At 48.5% G+C, this 21122-nt stretch carries 21 protein-coding genes and 1 pseudogene; 4 read left to right on the forward strand and 18 right to left on the reverse strand.

Annotated features, from left to right (window positions below):
* Positions 1–54: 54 nt before the first annotated feature.
* The 18 genes and pseudogenes from M6D89_RS08625 to M6D89_RS08705 form a co-directional block, all read right to left on the reverse strand.
* Complete coding sequence (locus tag M6D89_RS08625) at positions 55–447, reverse strand: hypothetical protein (RefSeq protein WP_253967608.1); 393 nt, start codon at positions 445–447, stop codon at positions 55–57.
* Positions 448–460: 13 nt separating this feature from the next.
* Positions 461–2644 (reverse strand): type II secretion system secretin GspD, encoded by a 2184-nt coding sequence (gene gspD / locus M6D89_RS08630; protein WP_253967609.1) that lies wholly within the window; start codon positions 2642–2644, stop codon positions 461–463.
* Positions 2641–3183, reverse strand: a complete 543-nt coding sequence (locus M6D89_RS08635) for a hypothetical protein (protein WP_253967610.1) — start codon at positions 3181–3183, stop codon at positions 2641–2643. Before M6D89_RS08635 ends, gspD begins: the two co-directional genes overlap by 4 nt.
* Before the next feature lie 7 nt (positions 3184–3190).
* The gene (gspM, locus tag M6D89_RS08640; protein ID WP_336297541.1) at positions 3191–3748 is read right to left on the reverse strand and encodes a type II secretion system protein GspM; all 558 of its coding nucleotides are present in this window, start codon (positions 3746–3748) and stop codon (positions 3191–3193) included.
* Entirely contained in the window at positions 3745–4752 is a 1008-nt protein-coding gene (locus M6D89_RS08645; RefSeq protein WP_253967611.1) for a hypothetical protein, read from the reverse strand. The genes gspM and M6D89_RS08645 overlap by 4 nt, the downstream gene beginning before the upstream one ends.
* Positions 4753–4754: 2 nt before the next feature.
* Entirely contained in the window at positions 4755–5534 is a 780-nt protein-coding gene (locus tag M6D89_RS08650) for a hypothetical protein (RefSeq protein ID WP_253967612.1), read from the reverse strand.
* Positions 5531–6016, reverse strand: coding sequence for a type II secretion system protein GspJ (locus M6D89_RS08655; RefSeq protein WP_253967613.1), 486 nt, complete (start codon positions 6014–6016; stop codon positions 5531–5533). The genes M6D89_RS08650 and M6D89_RS08655 overlap by 4 nt, the downstream gene beginning before the upstream one ends.
* Before the next feature lie 39 nt (positions 6017–6055).
* Positions 6056–6190, reverse strand: a pseudogene (locus M6D89_RS17470) (PulJ/GspJ family protein); the annotation flags it as partial.
* A complete protein-coding gene (locus M6D89_RS08660) occupies positions 6127–6504 on the reverse strand; it encodes a prepilin-type N-terminal cleavage/methylation domain-containing protein (RefSeq protein WP_253967614.1) in 378 nt (125 codons plus the stop codon). The pseudogene M6D89_RS17470 and the gene M6D89_RS08660, both read right to left, overlap by 64 nt.
* Entirely contained in the window at positions 6501–6956 is a 456-nt protein-coding gene (locus M6D89_RS08665; RefSeq protein WP_253967615.1) for a prepilin-type N-terminal cleavage/methylation domain-containing protein, read from the reverse strand. Before M6D89_RS08665 ends, M6D89_RS08660 begins: the two co-directional genes overlap by 4 nt.
* 8 nt (positions 6957–6964) lie before the next feature.
* Positions 6965–7384 carry a type II secretion system major pseudopilin GspG gene (gene gspG, locus M6D89_RS08670; protein ID WP_253967616.1) on the reverse strand — a complete coding sequence of 140 codons (420 nt, stop codon included), beginning with the start codon at positions 7382–7384 and terminating at the stop codon, positions 6965–6967.
* Positions 7385–7402: 18 nt separating this feature from the next.
* Positions 7403–8599 (reverse strand): type II secretion system F family protein, encoded by a 1197-nt coding sequence (locus M6D89_RS08675; protein WP_253967617.1) that lies wholly within the window; start codon positions 8597–8599, stop codon positions 7403–7405.
* A gap of 59 nt (positions 8600–8658) precedes the next feature.
* Positions 8659–10347 (reverse strand): GspE/PulE family protein, encoded by a 1689-nt coding sequence (locus M6D89_RS08680; RefSeq protein WP_253967618.1) that lies wholly within the window; start codon positions 10345–10347, stop codon positions 8659–8661.
* 12 nt (positions 10348–10359) lie between these two features.
* Entirely contained in the window at positions 10360–11274 is a 915-nt protein-coding gene (locus M6D89_RS08685) for a peptidylprolyl isomerase (RefSeq protein ID WP_253967619.1), read from the reverse strand.
* Positions 11275–11344: 70 nt separating this feature from the next.
* Positions 11345–12064, reverse strand: coding sequence for a hypothetical protein (locus M6D89_RS08690; protein WP_253967620.1), 720 nt, complete (start codon positions 12062–12064; stop codon positions 11345–11347).
* Positions 12065–12273: 209 nt separating this feature from the next.
* Positions 12274–13968, reverse strand: coding sequence for a hypothetical protein (locus tag M6D89_RS08695; protein ID WP_253967621.1), 1695 nt, complete (start codon positions 13966–13968; stop codon positions 12274–12276).
* A 373-nt stretch (positions 13969–14341) separates the two neighbouring features.
* A complete protein-coding gene (gene rpe, locus M6D89_RS08700; protein WP_253967622.1) occupies positions 14342–15043 on the reverse strand; it encodes a ribulose-phosphate 3-epimerase in 702 nt (233 codons plus the stop codon).
* 78 nt (positions 15044–15121) lie between these two features.
* The gene (locus M6D89_RS08705) at positions 15122–16192 is read right to left on the reverse strand and encodes an acyltransferase family protein (RefSeq protein WP_256504487.1); all 1071 of its coding nucleotides are present in this window, start codon (positions 16190–16192) and stop codon (positions 15122–15124) included.
* Positions 16193–16604: 412 nt separating this feature from the next.
* Between M6D89_RS08705 and M6D89_RS08710 the strand changes: the two genes are divergently transcribed.
* The 4 genes from M6D89_RS08710 (at position 16605) to M6D89_RS08725 (ending at position 21100) form a co-directional block, all read left to right on the forward strand.
* A complete protein-coding gene (locus M6D89_RS08710; protein ID WP_253967624.1) occupies positions 16605–17351 on the forward strand; it encodes a glycosyltransferase family 2 protein in 747 nt (248 codons plus the stop codon).
* Positions 17344–18966 carry a hypothetical protein gene (locus M6D89_RS08715; RefSeq protein ID WP_253967625.1) on the forward strand — a complete coding sequence of 541 codons (1623 nt, stop codon included), beginning with the start codon at positions 17344–17346 and terminating at the stop codon, positions 18964–18966. Before M6D89_RS08710 ends, M6D89_RS08715 begins: the two co-directional genes overlap by 8 nt.
* The gene (locus tag M6D89_RS08720; protein WP_253967626.1) at positions 18963–19664 is read left to right on the forward strand and encodes a TVP38/TMEM64 family protein; all 702 of its coding nucleotides are present in this window, start codon (positions 18963–18965) and stop codon (positions 19662–19664) included. The genes M6D89_RS08715 and M6D89_RS08720 overlap by 4 nt, the downstream gene beginning before the upstream one ends.
* Before the next feature lie 191 nt (positions 19665–19855).
* Positions 19856–21100 (forward strand): class I SAM-dependent methyltransferase, encoded by a 1245-nt coding sequence (locus tag M6D89_RS08725; RefSeq protein WP_253967627.1) that lies wholly within the window; start codon positions 19856–19858, stop codon positions 21098–21100.
* Positions 21101–21122: the final 22 nt, after the last annotated feature.

Consider the following 21122-nt stretch of genomic DNA (forward strand, 5'->3'; position numbering starts at 1 on the left):
AATTAACATGAGCAACCTAAGGCACAAAATTCGCCTTAAAGCGCCTTTGAGAGATCACTGAGGATAATACCACCACTCACCACCAATATAGATCCACTTTTCTTTAAACGGTCGGGTATTCTTCAGCTTAATGCGTTGCATTTGATAGGTAACTTTCGTTGTAACCACACAAGACTCTTCCGATTCACAAGAGACGTCATCAACTGCAGCCTCTAGCCAGTTACTTGCTCCGGCAATTTTCGGGCGATAAGCATGAAATGGAACACTACCCCGGTATCCCGGAGACAAATAGGCGTACGCTTCCTCGAAATCGCCCCCTACCAGTGCATCTAACCTCTCCTGAGCTCGTGCGGCAACCCGGTCCTCCTTGGGCTTTGGATTAAGAGCACTGCAACCTATTGCAAGAAACAAAAACCAAATAACTAATATATTACTAAATTTATTCACCTAAACCCCTATTTCAAATTTCAGGATCAACCAACTTCGAATCATCTATCAGCTGCTGAAAAGCTTCCAGCCCTTTCATACGACTTCGCATTTCTGCTGTCACATCACGCATATCCTGGTCTGTCTTCATTACATGTGGGGTAATAATGACAAGCAGCTCCTGTCGCTCATCATCAATTGTTGTCCCTCCAAACATCCAGCCAATCACAGGCAAATCGCTAAAGAAAGGTAACCCAGCTTTCTTACTATTCTTTGAGTCGCTAATCAACCCCCCCAATACAACTGACTCCCCTGAACGAACCGCAACCTTGCTACTTATAGAGCGCTCAAAAAAAGTTGGAGTTTGAGTCTCTCCTTCTGATCCATTATCCGTGACAGACTGCTGAAGCTCCATAGTCACCAATCCGCCAGCGTTTACCGATGGTCTTACATCCAGCTGCACCCCGGTATCGCGATAAGAGATGTTTTGCGTAGACCCGTAGTTACCTTCGGTTGTGCTGGAAAGCACCGGTGTAGAATCACCCACCTGAATTGAAGCAGACTGATTATCCATTACCATCAACGAAGGCGTGGATAAAACCCGGATCAAATCTTTATCGGCTAATGCACTCAGAACACCTTGCACCTGCCCCATTGCCTCGCTAAAAACATAACCAAAGTTAGGCAATGCCGCCGATACGGCTCCGTCAGCACCTACCGACAGACCAACATTACCTTGTCCACTGAACCCTCCTCCAAGTTCGTTTTCAAAATACCACTCCAAGCCGTACTGAAGCCTATCTGTTAATCGCACTTCAATAATACTGGCCTCGATCAGAACCTGTGATGGCATAACGTCTAGACGCTTGAGGGCGCCTTCTATTTTTCGATACTGAGGACCTGAAGCATAAACCAATAGTGAGTTATTAACCTCATCCGCGACAATGCGGGCATCATCTCCCAGCGAGTAGCTAGAAGCCCCAGAGCGAGCCGACCGGTTGCTATTTGACCTCGAAGCACCAGTACTTTCGCCCTTATCACCTGAAGAAATAGTAGATGGGGTTAACCCAGGCGCAATACCAGAGTTGCCAGAGCTACCACTGCCGCCACCGCCACCAAATACACTACTAATTAGCTGAGCCAGATGACTCGCCTGAGTATTCTGCACGGCATAGACGTAAAGTTGGGGCTCGGCGCCTTGTGCCGGAGCGCGGTCTAATCGCTCAATCCAAGTTTGCACTTGGGCAAGTAAGTCCTTTCTCGGAGTAACGACTAAAATAGCCCCTAAAGACTCCAGTGATGCCGTGCGAATTAAACCGCTTAGCGGGCTAGTTTTGTCTCCTGTAGAGGTAGCCATCAAAGTCGCTAGCGCGGCCTCGACTTCATCTACAGTGGTGTATTCTATAGGAAACACCCCTACGGACATGCCCGCCAAGTAGTCAACATCGAACGTATCGATAATATCGAGCCATCCCTGCAGCTGTGAACTCATCCCTCCAAGCACCAATAGATTACGAACTGAATCTACCCGAACAAATGCCGTGGGCGGAGCAACCGGCTGAAGAATCTCCGCCATTTGTGCAGCGCCAATGTATTGCAATGGCACAATGACATTACTATAGCCAGGCTGCAGTGTTTTACTATTCTTGTAGGCAGGGTTTGTGGTATTAAAACTCTGGCGCGCAGTAACCAAATAAAGACCATCCTCGCGCTGAACCAGGGTTACTCCATTAGCGGCCAGCATGCTTTCCAGAATACCCATCAACTGCGTTCTTGCTATTGGAGACTGCGTTCTTAATGTAACCGCTCCGGGGATTTTTCCGTCTACAATGTACTCCTGACCAAGTATATCGCCTAAAACACCATGGACGACATCCTCCAAGGGAGTACTTTCAAAGTTTAGCGACACCTTATCACCAGCTAAAGGTACAATCTCTGTCGCCAAAGGCATCGAGACAGTTTGATCAGTTCCCTGATAAACTTCTGAAAGCCATACTTCTGGGGAATCACTTTGTTCGTCTTCCGTTCCCCCAAAGACGGGCTCTTCACTCTTTGCTTTATTCACATCTTGTTGCTCTTTGATGTCAGCATCATCGGCATCAACTGGCTCATTACTCACCTGAGCGCAAGACGAAAGCAATACCAAGACAACCGCCACGGAAATCTGAGATACGTGTTTTGATCCGTTAGAGACGGGTAATTTGAACCTATTAATCATTCTATCTCCGAAAATCGGCCATTATCACCAAGCCAATCACTGGGCAATGGTGCCCGCTGTTTAAACTGAATTTCCTTAACATTTTCTTGCTCTTTAGAGGTCTGCTCCAAAACAAACTTAGCTCGATCAGAAGTCACTTCGACTAGCCGCCATCCACTAAAAACCTCATTGAGAGCTAACCGCGAAACACTGCCGTCAACTTTAATCACAACACTAGACGCGTCACCCGCCGCCCACAAACCTAAAACTTGAGCTTTTTCTAAAGCATTGTTAGGCTTTTCTTGTACAGGCTCTTCTTTTGGCTCTTGAGGTGGAACATAAGGGGTTCTCCCAGCCCAGAACAGTGGGCGACCTATAATCGGCTCATATGAAGCGTCTTGACTCACACTAACTACTTCTATCGGAGTCAAATAGGAAAGGCGAGGAGTTTCCGGCAGAATATCAACACTTTTGAAGCTTGACAGCTTCGTAACACCTGTCACTAAGCCGACAAACACCCAAAAAGCCACCATACATCGCTTAATGATTTGATACCTCAAAGCCCACTCACCCCTGCAACATTACGAAGCTACTAAGCACAATCGAAACGTCCAGCTCCTGATCATCCTCATTGCGGCGACGCTCAGGGGCAAGATCGACTGTATCAATCACCACTAAAGGCCTATGGCTCTCCAAGCTTGCCAGTAAATCCACCAATGGCTCCATTCGGCTTTTGGCTATTAATCTTACCCTTATGCGAACCAGCCCCTCCTCTTCTAAGGCGGGCATCACCTGACTTCCACTCACCTCTACCCCCGCGCGCTCAAATAACTGCCGCATAGACTGCTGCATATTATTGCCTTCCGCAGACGGGTCTCCAGATGCGGCATAAATCAACTCCGAAAGCTCACGTTTTGCCGATCGTGCCGCCATAGAAATCTGATCTTCAGCTTCTATCAACCCTTTAAGCCTTGCAATTTGAGGCTCAATGCGAGACACATCCTGCCGAGTGGCTACTGCGGCCGAAAGGAAGCTAAAGCCAATCAGAATCACACAAAAAACTACAACTCCCAAAACACCCACTATTATCCATTGTGAGGGGGTAAGGCGCTTATGAAACATCATCTAGAACCCCCAGCATCGCCTGATAACTTCAACTCTAAACGCACGCGATCAATATCATTTCGCCCCACCTGACGGATGGCTGAGGTAGGCTTAACCGACGTAAACTCATCTCCGTCGGTTAATTGCTTAATAAGGTTAGCCGCATTATCAGAATAAGCATCAATTTTCACGGTCGATCCAAAGTGCTCGTAGCCTGCCAACCATGAATCATCGCCAAACCCAACACTCAACGCTTTGAGAGGCATAAGAGGTTGAGCCGCCATTCGGAGCTGATCCTGCAAATACCTCAAGCGAGAGTTACTTTCTAACAACTCAGCCCGGTGCGTCATGACGGTAACCGCCTCTTGGCGACTTGAGTTTAACAATTCCTCCGTCTTTTCCAAACGATCGTACTGGTAAACCATTGGCAAAGCCATCAAAACAACGAGCGATGCTATGCTAGCGACAGACATACCAAGGACGGCCATTAAACGCTTTTTGTACAATAAGTTTCGCTTATGTTCACCAAATCCCTCAAAAACCAGCGTGTCCGCCTCTACTTCAGCCCATACTTCATAATCATCAACAGAGGCGCTGGGCGAAACTTGGTGAATCTTCGACATTACTATTGTACGGCTAGCTATTGCCAACCATAACTCTATTGCCTTTTCGCCCTCATCATTTACCCGGATGGCTCTAACCGTATCTTCGGGTAAAAATGGGCTAGAGGCTAACATTTCAGACTGTACTATTTGGCCTATATTGAACAATGCTGCTCTCGGCAACACTACTTTTTTTACAAGTATTTGTGACTCTGGAAACACCAGAGCATCAACCTGATGGTCCAATTCAGAACCTTCAAAGGACTTGCAAGGGCTAAGCCTAAGCACACTTACATCCACATCGAGGAATTTACGGACAGGCGAATGATAGTCCAAGAACACCGATCGCCAAGCTCCGCTAATAGCTTGAGCGAGGTAACGCAGGTCAAAGCCAAAAAGCTCCCATTGATTGCGACTTGCCAAGGTTACCCCCTTTGAAACTCTATGCTAGACACCTCAAAAGGAGTCCAACTTCGATCAACATTACCATTACCTAACACCCACATGCTGCGTTGATAAATCTTTCCATCGGGAAGCTTAACCCTTACATCTACACGCCCCCCACCACGCATATCGAACCGCTCTGCCGTATCCACCGCCCCTCCATCATTATCTATATACTCTGCTCCGCTACTGCTCAAAAACAAAGAGGCTGCGTTTCCGGCATTTGGCTGACTTCGATTACAGCCAAGACATGAGAACCACTTGATTTTTTCATATACAAGCCTAGAAACACCCTCCGCAGCCATCACGTCTTCCATAACGAAAGCGACGGGGCCTGATTCTCTGCTATTCTGTCCCTCGCTTGGTGCTCTCCACTTCAGAATCGACTCAACCAAGGGCTGCGCTCTTGCCTGGAGCCCAACTGAATTAAAAAGCTCTTCAAGCAGAATTTGATCAGCATTGAGCAAATCGACAAATACACGACTCGGGATAAACCTCACCCTTCCGGTAAACCCTGCCAATTCAACCCAACCTTCAATACTTGCCTCAGCAGAGGTATCCCTCTTGACCGAACCTGCAGTAATAAGTCGAACCACTCCCTGAGCTGTGCTGTTGACCTGAGCCTGTGCATGATAAAGCCTAACTGTCAGCATATCTTGCTTAGATAGCCCCATAACTCCAGCCACCAGAAGAGCTAAAGCAGCTACAAACCAAAGTAACATCGCCAAAGCTAAACCACGCTGTCCACCACGGGGGTTCACGATTTTACCCTCCCGAAAGGTACGATAATCTCCGGCCAATACTTCTCTTTCACCTTGATAGTTATACGAACCGCCTCAGGTACAGAGTTAGCATCATTTTGCTTGAAATCACTCCAATCTTGGACCCATGGAGAAAAGGGGCTTTCTCTATAAGCCAACGAGAACTCGTTTACGCCCTCAAGCAAAACATAACTTAAATCATCCTTATTCCACGCGGGCCTATCAGTTCCAGACCGAAACTGGATCAATAGCTTTTTCTGATCTTGAAGCAATCTAGCAGCCCATAAACCTTCGCCATCAGACGCAAATGCAGGCATCGGCATCAACCATTGGATATCTGTTTGACTCCCATAAAAAAACCGTCCGACTGGCCTACCAAACTGAACAACCTCTATAGGCTCCGCGCTTTCTAAAGCTCTCCGTATAAACTGACTAAACCCCACAAGACTTGCGGTTCCTTCCACCCTATCTTGTAGCTTCATCTGTGTGTCCGCCAATGTTCTCATACCTGTAATGGTAGCTAGCACAATCAGCGATAAAATGCTTATTGCAACAACTACCTCTACAAGAGTAAAACCCCGACTCTTTGAGATCATCTGTGAGGTTCCTTTACTGGCACAACTGATGAGAGGTGGACGTCTTTCTCCTTGCCCCATCTTACCCAGATATCAATATATTTATATGTGACTTCACGGCCATTCAGATCAAACACAGGCTTTGTAGATACCTGCCAACGATAACCATCTTCTGTAGAACCACTAGCACTAACTCCTTCCGGGTCTACAACACTGTAATTCGCCAATAACGACTGGGCCATGGTAACGGCGTAAGCGTAATCCTCTGTCGTACTGATACTGCGCGTAGCGCCACCAGCGGCTTGGTACAGCATGCCTAGGCTAATACCCAAAATGGCTACTGCCACGACCATTTCAAGCAACGAGAAGCCGATTTGCCGTGGTAAATTATTCATGGCTCAACAACCGATTGCTCCACTTTGCCTAGCAACCACCCCACATGCAGGCGTATCCAACGGTCATTACGGCCAATGTTGATTGTACCACCGGTAGAGCTGCCATCGCCGTAGTACTGGATCACCGCTTGGGTGTCATCCTCCGACAACTCCGCGGCGGTTTCCGTTTCCAGGTCAATAAATTCCGGCAGCTCGAGCAAAGGTTTGTCGCTGTACAGGACGGTTTTATCGCGCGGTGAAATGACCACATTGACCGGCTTCCCCGTCACCATGGCGCTGTATCGGGCTGAATCAAGCGCACGCCTGACGTCACGCACCGCCTCGCGGTACTGCATCGATTGGTACATTTTATACGAGGCGGGACCAGATACGGCTAACAACAAACCCGCTATACTCAAAGCGATTAGCAGCTCTAACAGAGTAAATCCAAGAGCCCTGTTACCGTCGCGCATGACAATCTTTAACGGGCTTGCCAGTTCCCGATATCAGCATTGTCACCGTCCCCACCGGGACGGCCATCAGCGCCGTAGGACAGAACATCAAAATCCCCGTTTTCGCCGGGATATTTATATTGATAGTCGTTATTCCAGGGATCTAGCGGCAACTCGTTACGACGCAAATAGGGACCATCCCACCCCGCAACACCCGGGTTTTGCACCAAAGCCTCTAAACCTTGTTCGGTTGTAGGCAATTTGCCGGTATCCAGCATATAAATTTCCAGTGCCTGCTCAAAGTCACGCACCTGAACCCCGGCAGTGTCTGTTTTTGCGCCACCCAACTGGTTAAGCACCTTAGGGCCTACCAGACCGGCCAACAAACCAATAATAGCCAGCACCACCAATAGCTCTACGAGGGTAAAACCTGTTTGACGTTTTTTCATATTGCTACTCACTTTACATTACACAGCCAAGTCATTGACCGACAAAATGCCCATTAAAATGGCGACAATAATAAACCCAATCATGCCGCCCATTCCCAAAATAAGCAGGGGCTCTAGCAAGGTTAGGCTGCGCTTAATACCCGCCGAGACCTCGTCGTCGTATACCCTGGCCAACTCTAACATCATATCGCCCAGCTGGCCCGACTCCTCGCCCACGCGAACCATTTGCACCACCATGGGGGAGAAGTCGCCACTATCTTGCAAGGCCTGCGAGACCCGGCCCCCACCCTTAACCGCCGGCGCGAGGCCTTCTAACGACTCTCTGACCACAGTATTAGAGACGGTTTCCACCGAGATGTTAATTGCTTGGAGCACTGAGACACCGCTTTCCAGCAAAGTTCCCAGGGTGCGGGCGAACCGAGCCACTTGATATTTTACAACCACACTGCCAAACACCGGTAACTTTAATAATTTAGTGTCCAGCCAAGTTTTGCCCTGGGGGTTCCGCAACCAACGGCGCACAAAGTACACCGCCAACCCCGCCAACAGGACCAAGTAAATACCATTATTTTTAATTGCCTCGCCACCGGCAATAACCAGCTCGGTCACCAGTGGCAGGGATTCTCCCATATCGGCAAACAGTGCCTCAAACTGCGGCACCACAAAACCCAACATAACCAGCACCGACAATACCGACACTACCGCCAGGATTGCTGGATAAATAAGCGCTGACACAACGCTAGAGCGTACCTGCTTGGCGTTTTCCAGCTGGGCAGCCAAACGCCCCAGCACCGCCGCCAGATTACCGCTGGCCTCGCCCGAGCGGATCATACTGACGTAAAATTCGTCAAACAGCTCGGGTTTTTCGGCCAGGGCAACACTAAAACCTTTACCACCTTTTACCGTGGCCAGAATGTCTTCATAAACCTGTCTGGCGGCCGACGTGGCCGCCATATCAATAAGTACCTTTAAGGCTCTATCAATCGGCAGGCCTGCACGCAACAGCACCGCCAATTCGCTGGTAAAAGACAACACCTGGTTTTTGCCAAAAGCTTTTTTGCCACCCGAGCCCTGCTTGGCAGCCGACTCTACACTAATAACCACCAACCCCTGGCTGCGTATGCGGGTAGCCGCTATCGCCTCGGTCGGGGCGTCTACAACCCCCTGCGCCAGGCTACCGTCGCGCTTTGCGGCTTTATAGGAGAATTCAGGCATAAGAACCTAGACTAAAACTATTGGAAGGACTGCATGGTAGCAGAAAGGCGGCCTTAAGGTTAGGCAACCTCGGCCGTTTCGGTCTGGTCTTGAGTAACGCGCAGCACTTCGTCCAACGAGGTAATACCCTGGGCCACTTTGCTTAACCCATCTTCATATAGGGTGCGCATGCCGGCGCGGCGAGCTGTGGCGTGCAACTCGGTGGCATCGGCACCCGACTGAATGGCCTTATGCATGGCACCATCCATTACAAACAACTCGTGAATACCCGTACGGCCTTTATATCCGGATTGCTTACACTCCGGGCAGCCTTTTGCCTCGCAAATATGGGTTTGCCCCTCTGCCAGGTAGCTTGCCAAGCCAGTTTGCTCCGCTTCACCCTCGTAAAGCGGTCGCTCAACCTTACAATGCCTGCAAAGAGTACGAATCAGCCGCTGAGCCATTACGCCATTGACCGATGAGGTAATCAAATAGCGCTCAATACCCATATCCTCCAACCGGGTTATAGCGCCGGCAGCGGTATTGGTATGCAAGGTAGACAACACCAAGTGCCCTGTCAGGGCGGACTGAACGGCAATTTGCGCGGTTTCGCCATCGCGCATCTCACCAATCATAATAACGTCGGGGTCCTGGCGCAAAATCGCGCGCAGAGAGCGAGCAAAGGTCAAATCGATCTGAGATTGCACCTGTATCTGGTTAACCCCGTCTATTTGATACTCAACGGGGTCCTCTACGGTAATAATTTTGAGTTCGCTGGAATCCAGGCTCGATAGCGACGCGTTCAGAGTAGATGTTTTACCCGAACCGGTCGGTCCGGTCACCAACAATACGCCATGCGGGCGGTGCAAAAGCTCTTTAAAGCGGGCCAGCGTATCGTCCGCAAACCCCATACTGTTAAGGCTTAAATTTACTCCATCGCGGTCAAGCACACGCATAACAATGCTTTCACCGTGCACGGTAGGAATGGTAGACACCCGCAGATCAAGCTCGTGCCCTTTTACACGGGTCATAATACGGCCGTCTTGAGGCAAGCGCCGCTCGGCGATATTCATATGGGATAACAGCTTAATACGAGACGCCAAAGCTGGCGCCAGACTCAAATCCGGGGGGTCTGAAGCCTCCTGAATGACACCATCCACACGATACCGTAGGTGGAGCTTTTCTTCGAATGGCTCTAGATGAATATCTGAAGCCCCGAGACTAAGCGCACTTTGAATAATATGATTCACAAGCCGGATAACAGGGGCTTCACTAGCCAGGTCCTTTAAATGCTCTACAAATTCACCATCGTTTGCCAACTCGGCAATATCGCTAATATCATCCTGCTCGTTTTCGTCATCGCCCCTGTTAGATAAGCAGGCCTGAATATCGGCCTCTAGCCCCAGACATATCAGAGGCTCAAACCCCAAAGCCAGAGATAATGCCTTACGCAAATACTTGTCCTGGGGAACCAGAGCGGCCAGCACTACCTCATTCGCGTTTTTAACCGGCACTACATTATTTAGCTCCCAGAACTCCTCAGACACCCCCTCAACCACTACCTTGTGAGCGGGATACTCACTCGACTCGAGCAGCGAAATATTTAACTGCCTCGCCAGGACTCCTGAGACATCTAGATCCGACGCCAAGCCGAGCTGGACAACAACTCGACCTAACAACCCGCCAATCTCAGCCTGGGCTAGCAAGGCCCGCTCGATATCCCGAGCAGATACTTTGCCCTCATGAACCAAAAGCTCTCCGAGTTTCACAAAACGCCTCTTTTACTTAGATATAACGTCATACTCTTGGGCCAAGGCTTGCAAAGCCTTCACGTTCAATTCCACGTCTCGCTGCATGCTGGCCTCTCGCACCAAACTTTCTCTAGCCAGCGCCTTATAACGCGCAGTCAGTGCTTGGTTAATTTCCCCCTCTACCTCAGAAAACTCTAAAAGGATTGGCGCTAATTTTTTATTTAGCTTAATCAGGTGAAACCCATAGCGCGTCTTGACCGGTTCGCTCACCTCTCCCTCAACGAGAGAAAACGCCTTTTCCGAAAAAGGACCTACCATTTCTGAGTACTCAAACACCCCAAGCTCACCGCCATTCTGGCTTACACTCGGATCATCAGAATATTGTTTGGCGAGATCATTAAAGTCTGCGCCCGTATTCAGTTTTTTTCGTATATCCAAAGCAAGGGCTTCAGCCTCCTCTGCTGAACGGTCACCATTGACAGCCACCAGTATATGGGCGGCGTCAACTCGTTCAGGAGTCATATACTTGTCTTTTTCAGCGATGTACTTCTCCTTCGCACTAGCGGAAAAATCAACGTCACCAAGATACTCTTGAATATATTGATCTTGATAATTAGTAACCAATGCCTGGGTTCGCGCATATTCAGCCTGCCATGCCAACTGACTCTCATCCAACGCTACATTCGCTTTTTCTGCATCAGCGGCCATCAATCGCAAGGTCAGCAAATTGTTTGCTATATCTTTAATCTTCTCTGGACTGGCCAATATTCCGTACTGCCTACCCTTTGGAACCCTAAACTCGACATAACGCTCGATATCTTCAACGGTAATTGTCACATTACCGCTGGAAACGAGTACTGTTTCATTTTCTGCAGCCCAACTCGGACCACAAAAAAAGCCCCAAGCGATAATGACAAAACTATTCACCAAAGCATTCGTTCTCATACTACCCTCAGAACATAACATAAAAAAAGCGGCCTCTAGGACCGCTTAGTAAGCAAATAATTCCGTTCTACTATTTGGTGCCGCGAACACTTTGAGCCACAATACCGGTACAGCCAAGCTTAGGGTAACCGCAAGTAGAGGTGTCATAGCTGAAGTTAACATAATACTTCGAGTTCAAATCCAGCGCGCAGTACTGATTGTGTCGGTAAGTTTGCGTAAACTGCATACGTGCCAATGTATGCCTGCTCGAACAGACTTCAACTCTGGGAACATTCAACGGCTCGCCGCCTGGACATTCGGAAAACCACATCTCACGTAAAGTACCACTAGTCCAGGACTTACCGTTAAAATCAATCGAACCATAAAAGTTGGGGTTTGAACCAGTTTCAAAAGGTACAGCAATCACTTTGCCATACGGAGCCGTCACATCAGACGCACCGTGACTTATACCAAAAGTAAAAACATCTGAATCGATTACAACATTTGCAGGCACACTGCAATCTCCCCCAGCATCTACAGAAGAGCTGGAAGAAGACGCTACGCTAGAGGACGAACTACTAGAGGACGATGAACTGGCAACCGATGAAGAGTTACCGGTAGACGAGCTAGAACCGTCGCCTGAAACCCCGGTAACAACAATATTACCACTACCATCAACCGTTAATGAATCAGCAGCCGTGTAACTGACCGACGTGCCATCTTGAAACTCAATGGTTAGTTTGGCCGCTTGTGCAGACAGCCCGGCCATACCCACAGCAGCCGCCAAAGCAGCTATTTTAAGCTTTTTCATATTCACCCTCTTAACAAAAACAATGCTTTTGATTTAATCAAATAATTATAGGCATACAGTGCAACCAGTGTCTTTATAATACAAGCACCAAGTAATAACTAAAAGCCCTATTACCCTACATTTAATACCGCCGGTCAAAAAATATACCCCAAACAAAAAAGCGCGACCACACGGCCGCGCTTTTATTTCACTACATCAAGAAATGCAAGTTAGGGAGCAGTTTGTTCCGCTTCCTCAATTACAGTCTTGTGGTCAACCAGACCGGCATAGTTAGACAGAACCGCACCGTCTTCCAAAGTACCGTTTACGTACTTCTGAACAGCAAAACCGACGGTTGGCAAGCCCAGCAGATCAGAAGAGCCTGACAGAACACGCGGCTCATCTTCTGAGTCCATACGCAGGTCGAAGCGAGCCCAGCCGTTGTTAAACTCTGGGTGGAAGCCATAAGCTACACGCTCAGAAGGGTACAGAACCGGGGTATAACCTTCACCGCTTTCTACATCACCGTCGGGACCAATAAAGGTAATAACATTGGCCTCAGAGCACAATGCAAAACCTTCAATCTCTACAGTTGGCGGCGGAGGCGCAGGAGAGAAGTCAATGTCGCCAGTGGTTGGATCAACCGCAGGAATTTGCTCTTCGCGGTCCCAGTAATCCACATTGATTTCTTCACAAGCACCCGCACCTTCATCACTGGTTTCCCAAATATTCAGGAAGGGGGCGATTGGCTCATCATCCGGAGTATTGTATACAAAGGCACGCTTCGTGGGCATGGTAACAACCCAGTCAGTGCCAGCTGCCAGAGTCGGCTCCATAACATAGTCGTTAATGATTTCAGCATGCATCAGAGCTGCAGAAACAGCTTCCCAACCCGCCAGTTCGTTGCTTGCGCTAGAGGTCCAATCAGTCGCAGTAGAACCGTTCAAAATAACCGCGTTAGCATGGGCCTGGCCTAAGTTAGGCAAGGTGCTGCCAGGCTGCTGATGGTTTGGAAACTTAAGATCAAGCTCGCTACCGGTACCGCTATACACATCATCCAGCGCAGTCGCACTGTAGGTAGCTGCAGTACCTTCCGGAACATTAATAATGGTGCCGTAACCGTACAGACCGCCAGCAATAGCGTCCATATAAGCCGCGTCCACTACAGTGGTAGTGTCTGAGCCATCCAGAGCAGGCGCCGTATTGCCAATCTGAACAAAGTTATTGTAGATGGCAGATGCAGAATCAGAACCCGCATTCTCGTCGTACCAGTTACCAGTACCGGTAACGCCTTCAGCGTAACCTTCACCCAAAGTACCATCTTCCAAGAAGGCAGCAACCAGGGCATCACAGTCGGCAGGCGAACCATTGGAGCCGTGCAGAATGTCTGCTTCAGCGCCGAAAACGCTATCCAAGGCGTCTGTACCGTCGGTCAAATCATCTTCAATAACGCCCATTTCGATGATTTCAACGTAACCTTCACGGGTACGAGACAAGGTTTGCGGACCGCCATCACCTTCTGCCTCTTCACCAGTTACGCCAGTGTATTCAAACTGACGGAAGGGCTCGCCATCCGAAGAGATGCCGGGAACGGTGCACGAAGTATCGGCGGTCTTAACCATTGCACCTTCGCCGTCTTCAGTGGTGGTAACCACACCAGACCAGTGATCGTAGGGAGACAGGTACAAGTTAAAGTCAAGAACCTCAGCAGAGTTCATCGCTTCCAAGAAGCGTACTTTTACCGCCTTGGTGTAAGCTGTGGTGTTAACAACATTGATGTAGGTATCCTGGCCACCTTCAACGGTGTAAAAAGGATAGATCAATGATTCACCAGAGCCCTGGGGGCTAACAAAAGCAGCTTGAGCAGTGCCAGCCGCACCAGCCAGTCCCGCCAGCATTGCCAAAGGTAGAAGTTTTTTCTTCATTTCTAGCTCCTAGATTTACAAAGTATCGTATTGTTTTCTGTTAGCGGGCAAAGCCCTACAAACTCGATTTACCACCAGCACATGACCGGCCAGATGCTCGACGAACACCCAATCGCGTTCTAAATTACCACACCCCACAAACCATAACAATAGCTTAAAAGTATGATTCATGAGGCAAAAGCCCTTTCATATGGCGCTTTTTTCAAACTTAGACCAGCGTCACATGCCGAAACTGCCAAGTAACCAGTGGCCACGAGACCTAACTTTTACCAGACGCCAGCAGTTTACCTGCAGTTTTGGCTAGTGGGAAGGCCCTAAACAAAAAAAATAAACCCCACTTAACCAAAGCACGCCAAGCACTTAGGCTTACTCCTTAAAGTGGCGAATTATCAGCCTTTGCCGCCTCAGCGGCAACCCTTAACTGCGATATGACCGCTCCATAGTCCCGCGCCCCGAATATCTCAGACCCCACCACAAAGGTATCGGCCCCGGCAGCCGCCACATCCGCAATATTACTCACTTTGACACCTCCATCAACTTCAAGCCGCACGGCCAGGCCAGCCTCGTCAATCATTTGACGGGCCACTGCCACTTTGTCCAGCACATAGGGTATAAAAGCCTGCCCCCCGAACCCCGGATTAACCGACATTAACAACAGCATATCCAGCCGCCCCAGCACCTGACGGGCAACCTCGACCGGAGTCGCCGGATTAAGCACTAGCCCCGCCTTGCACCCCAAATCGCGTATCAGTGCCAAGGATCGGTCCAGGTGACGGGTTGCCTCTGGGTGAATACTAATAAAGGAAGCACCTGCCTTGGCAAACTGCTCAATCAGCGAATCGACCGGCTCCACCATCAAGTGAACATCAATCGGCACAGAAACACCGTAATCACCCAGAGCCTGACACACCATTGGCCCAACGGTTATGTTAGGCACGTAGTGATTATCCATAACATCCAAGTGAATCAGATCTGCACCAACCTCTATCACACTGTCACACTCTTGCCCCAACCGGGCAAAATCGGCACTTAATACCGACGGTGCGATTAACACCTCGCCAAAGCGAAAACCCATACCCCCCCCTAATGAAGAATCTTTTACAACTAAACACTGCCAGCATACAGGGTACCCTAACCAAATATTGGCCAATCATTAGTCCAGCAGATAGCTCCTGCGCCAACGTAAAAAGGGCGATTCGATATATCGAAAGCTCAAATACCCTACAGGCCACATCAGCACAAACGCTAACAGAGACCAAAGCACAGCGACATAAAAATTGCCGATACTCATAATATGACCATCAACCCAATCCGCAGCCCGAAACACTATAAAAAAGTGAAAAAGGTAAATAGAATAAGAATAAGCGCCAATTTTAGCGACCACACCGGACACGCCTGCTGGCCTGGGCCTAAATGAGCCATCATACCAGGCTATCAACACAGCCCAAGCCACCCCCTCCAAGGCGGGAAGATATACCCAAACCGCATTCGGCGACGGGTAAGAAGGCTGAAGGTAAAACCCTCCACGCCAATCAAACCACGCATAAAACGCCGCGAATAACAACAATATACAGGTTACCCGAGCGTGCCGCCCTACAAACCAATGCCGATAACGATAGGCAACCATACCCAGCAAGAACTGATCTACCCGCCCCACTAACGTCCAATATGCGAGACTTTGCACCTCACCACGCTCGAACCACAAATACGCTCGAACCACTATGGCACCCGCCACGACTAACAATAAATACCACCCCCGGCGCGTCGCTAACGCCAAAAACACAGGCAAAAGTAAGTAAAAGTGAAACTCTACCGTAATAGACCACCCCCCATTGGGCAGCGTGGGATAAATCACCCCTTTATAAACGGCTCGCCACAAATGAATTAAACTCTCACCCGCCCACCATTTGGTAAAGGCAACCACTGCAATCACAAACACCAACAAAGGCAAGAGTCGAATAGCTCGATTCCACAAGAACCAGCCGTAATGTAGACGCCTCCCCTCCAGCAATTTGGCAAACAGGTAACCACTAAGCCCCATAAAAAGAGCGACTCCGGTATGCCCTTCATCTAACAGCGCAAAGGGGAAAAACGCGGGCACCCCCTCAAACGGAACTGGATCACCACTTGAGGAATGCAAGAAGTGCCAAGCAAAAACCATAAAGGCTGCAAGCGCACGAACTTGATCGAGCGCTATGTAATGTACCCCTGTAGATGACCTCAACTCTCCCCCACTTGCACACTAATGCGATGTCATAACTGAAGCATTTTAACCGATGCCGACGGCTAGTCTACCCAAACCATACGTGTCGCACAGCCTGGACGTCCGTGATACGATAGGACGCCGGGTGGGGTAAAGGCCTTCTTCTAAACTGACGATGTGTCATGCGCACCCTTGACCTCAACACTCACTTACACATATAGCCGCACCTTAGGGTCACCCTAACCATGCGGCAGGATAGCAGCTATGGCATTTCCACGCTTCAGCGGTTATAAAAGCTTCCCTCGCACCCCTCAAGATCAACCGACAGGTTAAGGCAAGCCAGCTCTGACCGCCACGTTTCATCAGCCCCTTTAACTATCTTCCTTACCAAAAGACCTGCAATTAAGTAAAAATACTGAGAGTCTCGCACAAAATGATAAAACAACACAAAGTAGCGATAGTTATGCCTGCGTATAACGCCAGCAAAACCTTAGAACAAACCTACCGAGAAATTCCTTTGGATGTGGTGGACATTGTCATACTAGTTGACGATGCCAGCCAAGACGACACCCAGGCGGTTGCCCGTAAGCTCGGGATTGAGCACATCATCACCCATCAATCTAATAAAGGTTATGGCGGCAACCAAAAAACCTGTTACGCCACAGCTCTTGAGCTAGAGGCGGACATCATTATCATGCTGCACCCCGATTATCAGTACACCCCCAAGCTGATTACCGCAATGGCGTCTATCATTGCCGAAGGAGTTTTCCCGGTAGTGCTAGGATCTCGTATTTTAGGGGGTGGCGCATTAAGCGGGGGGATGCCGCTTTATAAATACTGCGCTAACCGACTTTTAACGGCACTTCAGAACATAAGCACTGGGGCCAAGCTATCTGAATATCATACGGGGTATCGAGCCTTTTCGGCCAATGTTATCCGCAACCTGCCGCTACAAGAGTACAGTGATAATTTTATTTTCGATAATCAAATGCTTTCGCAAATAATCGAACAGAATCATACCATTGGCGAGATTACTTGCCCAACAAGATATTTTGACAACGCCTCATCTATTAAGCTGGGGCCAAGTGTTCGTTATGGGCTGGGGGTTATTCAGGTATCACTGTCGCACTTGTGGCGCAGGATGAACCGAAAAAACCTTAACAGGCAAAACGATGCTTAACAGTCAAGAAAAAAAGGGCACCATGCACTGGGCCTGGCTGGTTACAATTATAATCGTGGGCGCCGCCGGAGTGTGGTTCCGAGCGTGGCAACTACCGATACAATTGTTGGCCGACGACGAATGGCACGCTTTAAACAAGCTTATAAAGTCGGATGCTTGGGGAATATTTACTTCGTTTGGCCGGGCAGACCACAGCATCCCGGTCACCCTCTATTACTACGCCATTTCACAGATCACACCGCTCACAGAAAATATTATGCGGTTTCCTATGTTACTGGCCGGCCTAGCTCTGCCTGTGACTGCGCCATGGCTTATGCGACGAATTTTGTCAAGGCCAGAACAAGCCGTGTTGTTTATTTTATTGACACTTTCTCCCATCTTAATCTACTACACACGCACCGCTCGCCCCTATGCGCTGTCTACTCTATTGGCGTTTGCCGCCGTCATATGCTTTTATGTTTGGGTACAAAAACCGAAGCTTATTTACGCCCTAAGCTATTTAACTTTGTGTAGCTTATGCGCATGGATGCAACCGGTAACCTTAGCCTTACTACTATCACCTTTTGTGTTCTACGGACTAAAAAGCATTCACCGGTGGGCCAAGCACCACGACAAAAGGCTATTTATACGACTGCTCGGTTTGGGATTGGCGCAATTGAGCACTCTAACTGTCCTGCTAGGGCCGCCGGTGTATTACAGCATTAACGATATTGCAGGTAAAACTGGTGTCGACTCACCCACTGTTCACAGTGTTATAGAGACCTTGAAGCTACTCACCGGCAGCAAATACGCCCTGTACATGGGGATATTTATAGGGTTTTCGGGGTGGGGTGTACTTATCTTGAGCAAAAGGCAGCGAGAGCTCACACTTTATTTGGTCATTTGTTCGGCTTTATCGCTGGGCGCCATTCTATGTAGTGGTGCGGCATGGATTCAACACCCACTAGTAACAGCCCGCTACTGCTTGCCCATGCTGCCCATAATGGCTATTTTTGCCTCCGTGGGCTTAAGCAATACCTTACGATTTTCACTGAAGCACTCACCGATGAAAACGCCACTCATTATTGCCATTCCCGTGTTAGTTTATCTAAGCGGCCCTCTAGCACAAACCTATTCTGGCCCGATTAATCAATTTACCGGCCACATGGGCTACCAGTTTGATTACAACTGGAAGAATAACACTTACAACAAAGTGCTTGATAATCGACCCATTTCATCTTTTTACTATCAGCTAGGGCAAGAACCGGAAAAATCGTTGCAACTAGTTATTGCCCCCTGGTTTTTAGAATGGCACTACAACCGCTGGTATATTGACCAAGCAGTGCACAACCAATTGGTTGCTGCAGGATTTGTTGAAGGTTTTTGCGGTAAACTTTTTTACGGTGAATACAGCAAGAATACTCCCCAAGTAAAACTCACTAATGCTGTACACGTAACCGCGCTGGCAGAAAAGTCGCGTGGCTACGACTATTTTATTTATCATAAAAGCGCGTCGCGTATTGATCAAAATGTTAGCAAGCATCAAGATTGTGAGGCTAAAGTCTTAGAAAGCTTTGGCAAACCTACTTACGAGGATGATCAAATCCTGGCTTATAAGCTGGATGAGGCCAAATGAGAGAGAAGCCCCACATATTCTTTAAAACTTTGTTTCTGCTAAGCTTGACATGCTTTGCCTTAGGGCTCGCGCTATCAGGTATTGCCTCTGATACGATAGCGAGCAAGGCCGCTAACTGGACGGAATTTGCACGCTTAAACCCGATGATTTTTGGCGCAATCTTCACGTTTTCATTTGCCTGTCTGGTAACACTCGGGCTCCCGGGTGGCGCCATCATGAGTGTACTAAGTGGATATTTTTACGGACCTGCCATAGGGTTTGGCATCTGCCTGTTCAGCACCATGATTGGCGCCTTGCTTATCGACCTCCTAGCTAAACAGGCAAATATCAAAATTGAAACACGCTTCCTCTCCCAGCAACGTCAAACAGCAATCGCGTTTATTCAACGGCGAAAGAGCATCGCCCCTTTACTCATTCGGATGGTTCCGGTACTACCTTTCTATATAGCAAGCCTATTGCTGACGTACTCTGGGGTTGGGTTAAGAACAAACTTGGTTGCCACTGCGGTCGGAGGTGCGCCCAGTGCGCTCGCCTTTACCATTATAGGCGATGAAATCAATAACCTATCCTTTCCACAAACACTATCTATACTTAGCCTTTTCAACAGCCCAATGTTCGTAACCCCTTCGATATTATTAATAGCACTAGCTCTAGCGGCTGCTTTCATCAAGCACCTTGCTCAAAAGAATAAGGGTTAACGCACTATGCAAAACACGCAATTTTCCAGTCTTCAAAAACGCAAGATACGCAGCAATATATAAAGCATGATTCCACCCCTCTCTGGTCGACTTTTTCGAACAATACCGGAACTTGGCGAACATCCAAGCACTTATAAGACACAAGGCGCACCACCCCAAACAACACACACCCACCAACTCAGAGTAAAAAAATGAAACCTACTCCTCCACTAAATCTATTATTGAAGCAGGCAGAGAACCTCTATAAAAGCTCCTTTTTCGCTAATGTAATTGCCAGCCATTTAATACATACAAAGATCGGCACTGAGTCTACCTTAACAGTTCATCGTAATGATCAGATGCTCATTCACTCGCTAAAACACCACTGCGATGCCAATGCATCTGTAAGCCAATACTACAACGTAGCCCTCCAACAGTTCGACACTGTCAGGCAAATATTAGATTTTGTATACCCTCGCACAGCAGACAGTATTAAGTTCTTGGATTTTGCATGTGGGTATGGGCGTCTTTCCAGGCTATTAAGTGAATATATCCCCAAAAAAAACCTCCACGTTAGCGAAATTCAAGAAGAGGCGCTTAGATTTGTCGGTGAGCAATTTGAGATAAAAACCTTTCCATCCGCTGCCTCTCCGGAAGATTTTAGCATTGACGAAAATTATCAAGTAATCTGGGTAGCTTCGCTATTTTCCCACCTTCCAGAGCACTTATTCAAACACTGGCTAAGCAAGCTATATTCGTTGCTAACACCAGACGGGATTCTTTGTTTTAGTGTACACGACGAAAGCCTTCTACAGGGAACTCGCGCTATACCTAAGAATGGAATACTGTTTATGGGTGAAAGCGAAAATGACAGTCTCGATAGAAATATTTACGGAAATACGTTCGTCACAGAGCAATTTATTACAAACACAATTACCGACACACTCCCAGGCTCACCTACCGTATACCGACTCCCCAAAGCACTTGCTCACGAGCAAGATGTCTACGTGTTAGGCGGCACTTCAGTCAATGATTTAACCAGCCTTGATCAGTTCCGACGAGGCCCCTGGGGCTGGGTCGATGAAAGAGTTATCAGCGAGGGAGGTCTGTACCTACGGGGCTGGGCGGCATCAATCGACGATGGAGTGCTAGACAATGTGAAGATCACTATTAATGGCCAAGTATTTAACTGTGCTACCGGCCAAAGCAGACCAGATGTGGTCAAGGCTTTTAATGATAGGCGGCTCGAGCACTGCGGCTGGGAGTTTCAGTTAACACAACAAGAGCTTGAGAATCATGAAAATATTGAGGTGACTGTTTCAGCGATTAGCCGTTTGGATGAGCGAGCTTTACTTTACGCAGGAGTGCTGACAAACGAATTCGCGGTAAACCAAGCCAAGTCCAAGCAAGGAGCTCTAAAACAACTTAAAAGCTGGCTACACATAATAAAGAACTAACAACACAATGTTGAACTATGAA

The sequence above is a fragment of the Gilvimarinus xylanilyticus genome, assembly GCF_024195295.1.
Taxonomy (GTDB): Bacteria; Pseudomonadota; Gammaproteobacteria; order Pseudomonadales; family Cellvibrionaceae; genus Gilvimarinus; species Gilvimarinus xylanilyticus.

What these genes read in the sequence shown, in the direction of transcription:
- gspD (WP_253967609.1), bottom strand. Translation starts at nt 2,644, where the DNA reads ATGATTAATAGGTTCAAATTACCCGTCTCTAACGGATCAAAACACGTA.
- gspM (WP_336297541.1), bottom strand. Translation starts at nt 3,748, where the DNA reads ATGATGTTTCATAAGCGCCTTACCCCCTCACAATGGATAATAGTGGGT.
- M6D89_RS08655 (WP_253967613.1), bottom strand. Translation starts at nt 6,016, where the DNA reads ATGAAGCTACAAGATAGGGTGGAAGGAACCGCAAGTCTTGTGGGGTTT.
- M6D89_RS08660 (WP_253967614.1), bottom strand. Translation starts at nt 6,504, where the DNA reads ATGAATAATTTACCACGGCAAATCGGCTTCTCGTTGCTTGAAATGGTC.
- M6D89_RS08665 (WP_253967615.1), bottom strand. Translation starts at nt 6,956, where the DNA reads ATGCGCGACGGTAACAGGGCTCTTGGATTTACTCTGTTAGAGCTGCTA.
- gspG (WP_253967616.1), bottom strand. Translation starts at nt 7,384, where the DNA reads ATGAAAAAACGTCAAACAGGTTTTACCCTCGTAGAGCTATTGGTGGTG.
- M6D89_RS08675 (WP_253967617.1), bottom strand. Translation starts at nt 8,599, where the DNA reads ATGCCTGAATTCTCCTATAAAGCCGCAAAGCGCGACGGTAGCCTGGCG.
- M6D89_RS08685 (WP_253967619.1), bottom strand. Translation starts at nt 11,274, where the DNA reads ATGAGAACGAATGCTTTGGTGAATAGTTTTGTCATTATCGCTTGGGGC.
- M6D89_RS08690 (WP_253967620.1), bottom strand. Translation starts at nt 12,064, where the DNA reads ATGAAAAAGCTTAAAATAGCTGCTTTGGCGGCTGCTGTGGGTATGGCC.
- M6D89_RS08695 (WP_253967621.1), bottom strand. Translation starts at nt 13,968, where the DNA reads ATGAAGAAAAAACTTCTACCTTTGGCAATGCTGGCGGGACTGGCTGGT.
- rpe (WP_253967622.1), bottom strand. Translation starts at nt 15,043, where the DNA reads ATGGGTTTTCGCTTTGGCGAGGTGTTAATCGCACCGTCGGTATTAAGT.
- M6D89_RS08710 (WP_253967624.1), top strand. Translation starts at nt 16,605, where the DNA reads ATGATAAAACAACACAAAGTAGCGATAGTTATGCCTGCGTATAACGCC.
- M6D89_RS08715 (WP_253967625.1), top strand. Translation starts at nt 17,344, where the DNA reads ATGCTTAACAGTCAAGAAAAAAAGGGCACCATGCACTGGGCCTGGCTG.
- M6D89_RS08720 (WP_253967626.1), top strand. Translation starts at nt 18,963, where the DNA reads ATGAGAGAGAAGCCCCACATATTCTTTAAAACTTTGTTTCTGCTAAGC.
- M6D89_RS08725 (WP_253967627.1), top strand. Translation starts at nt 19,856, where the DNA reads ATGAAACCTACTCCTCCACTAAATCTATTATTGAAGCAGGCAGAGAAC.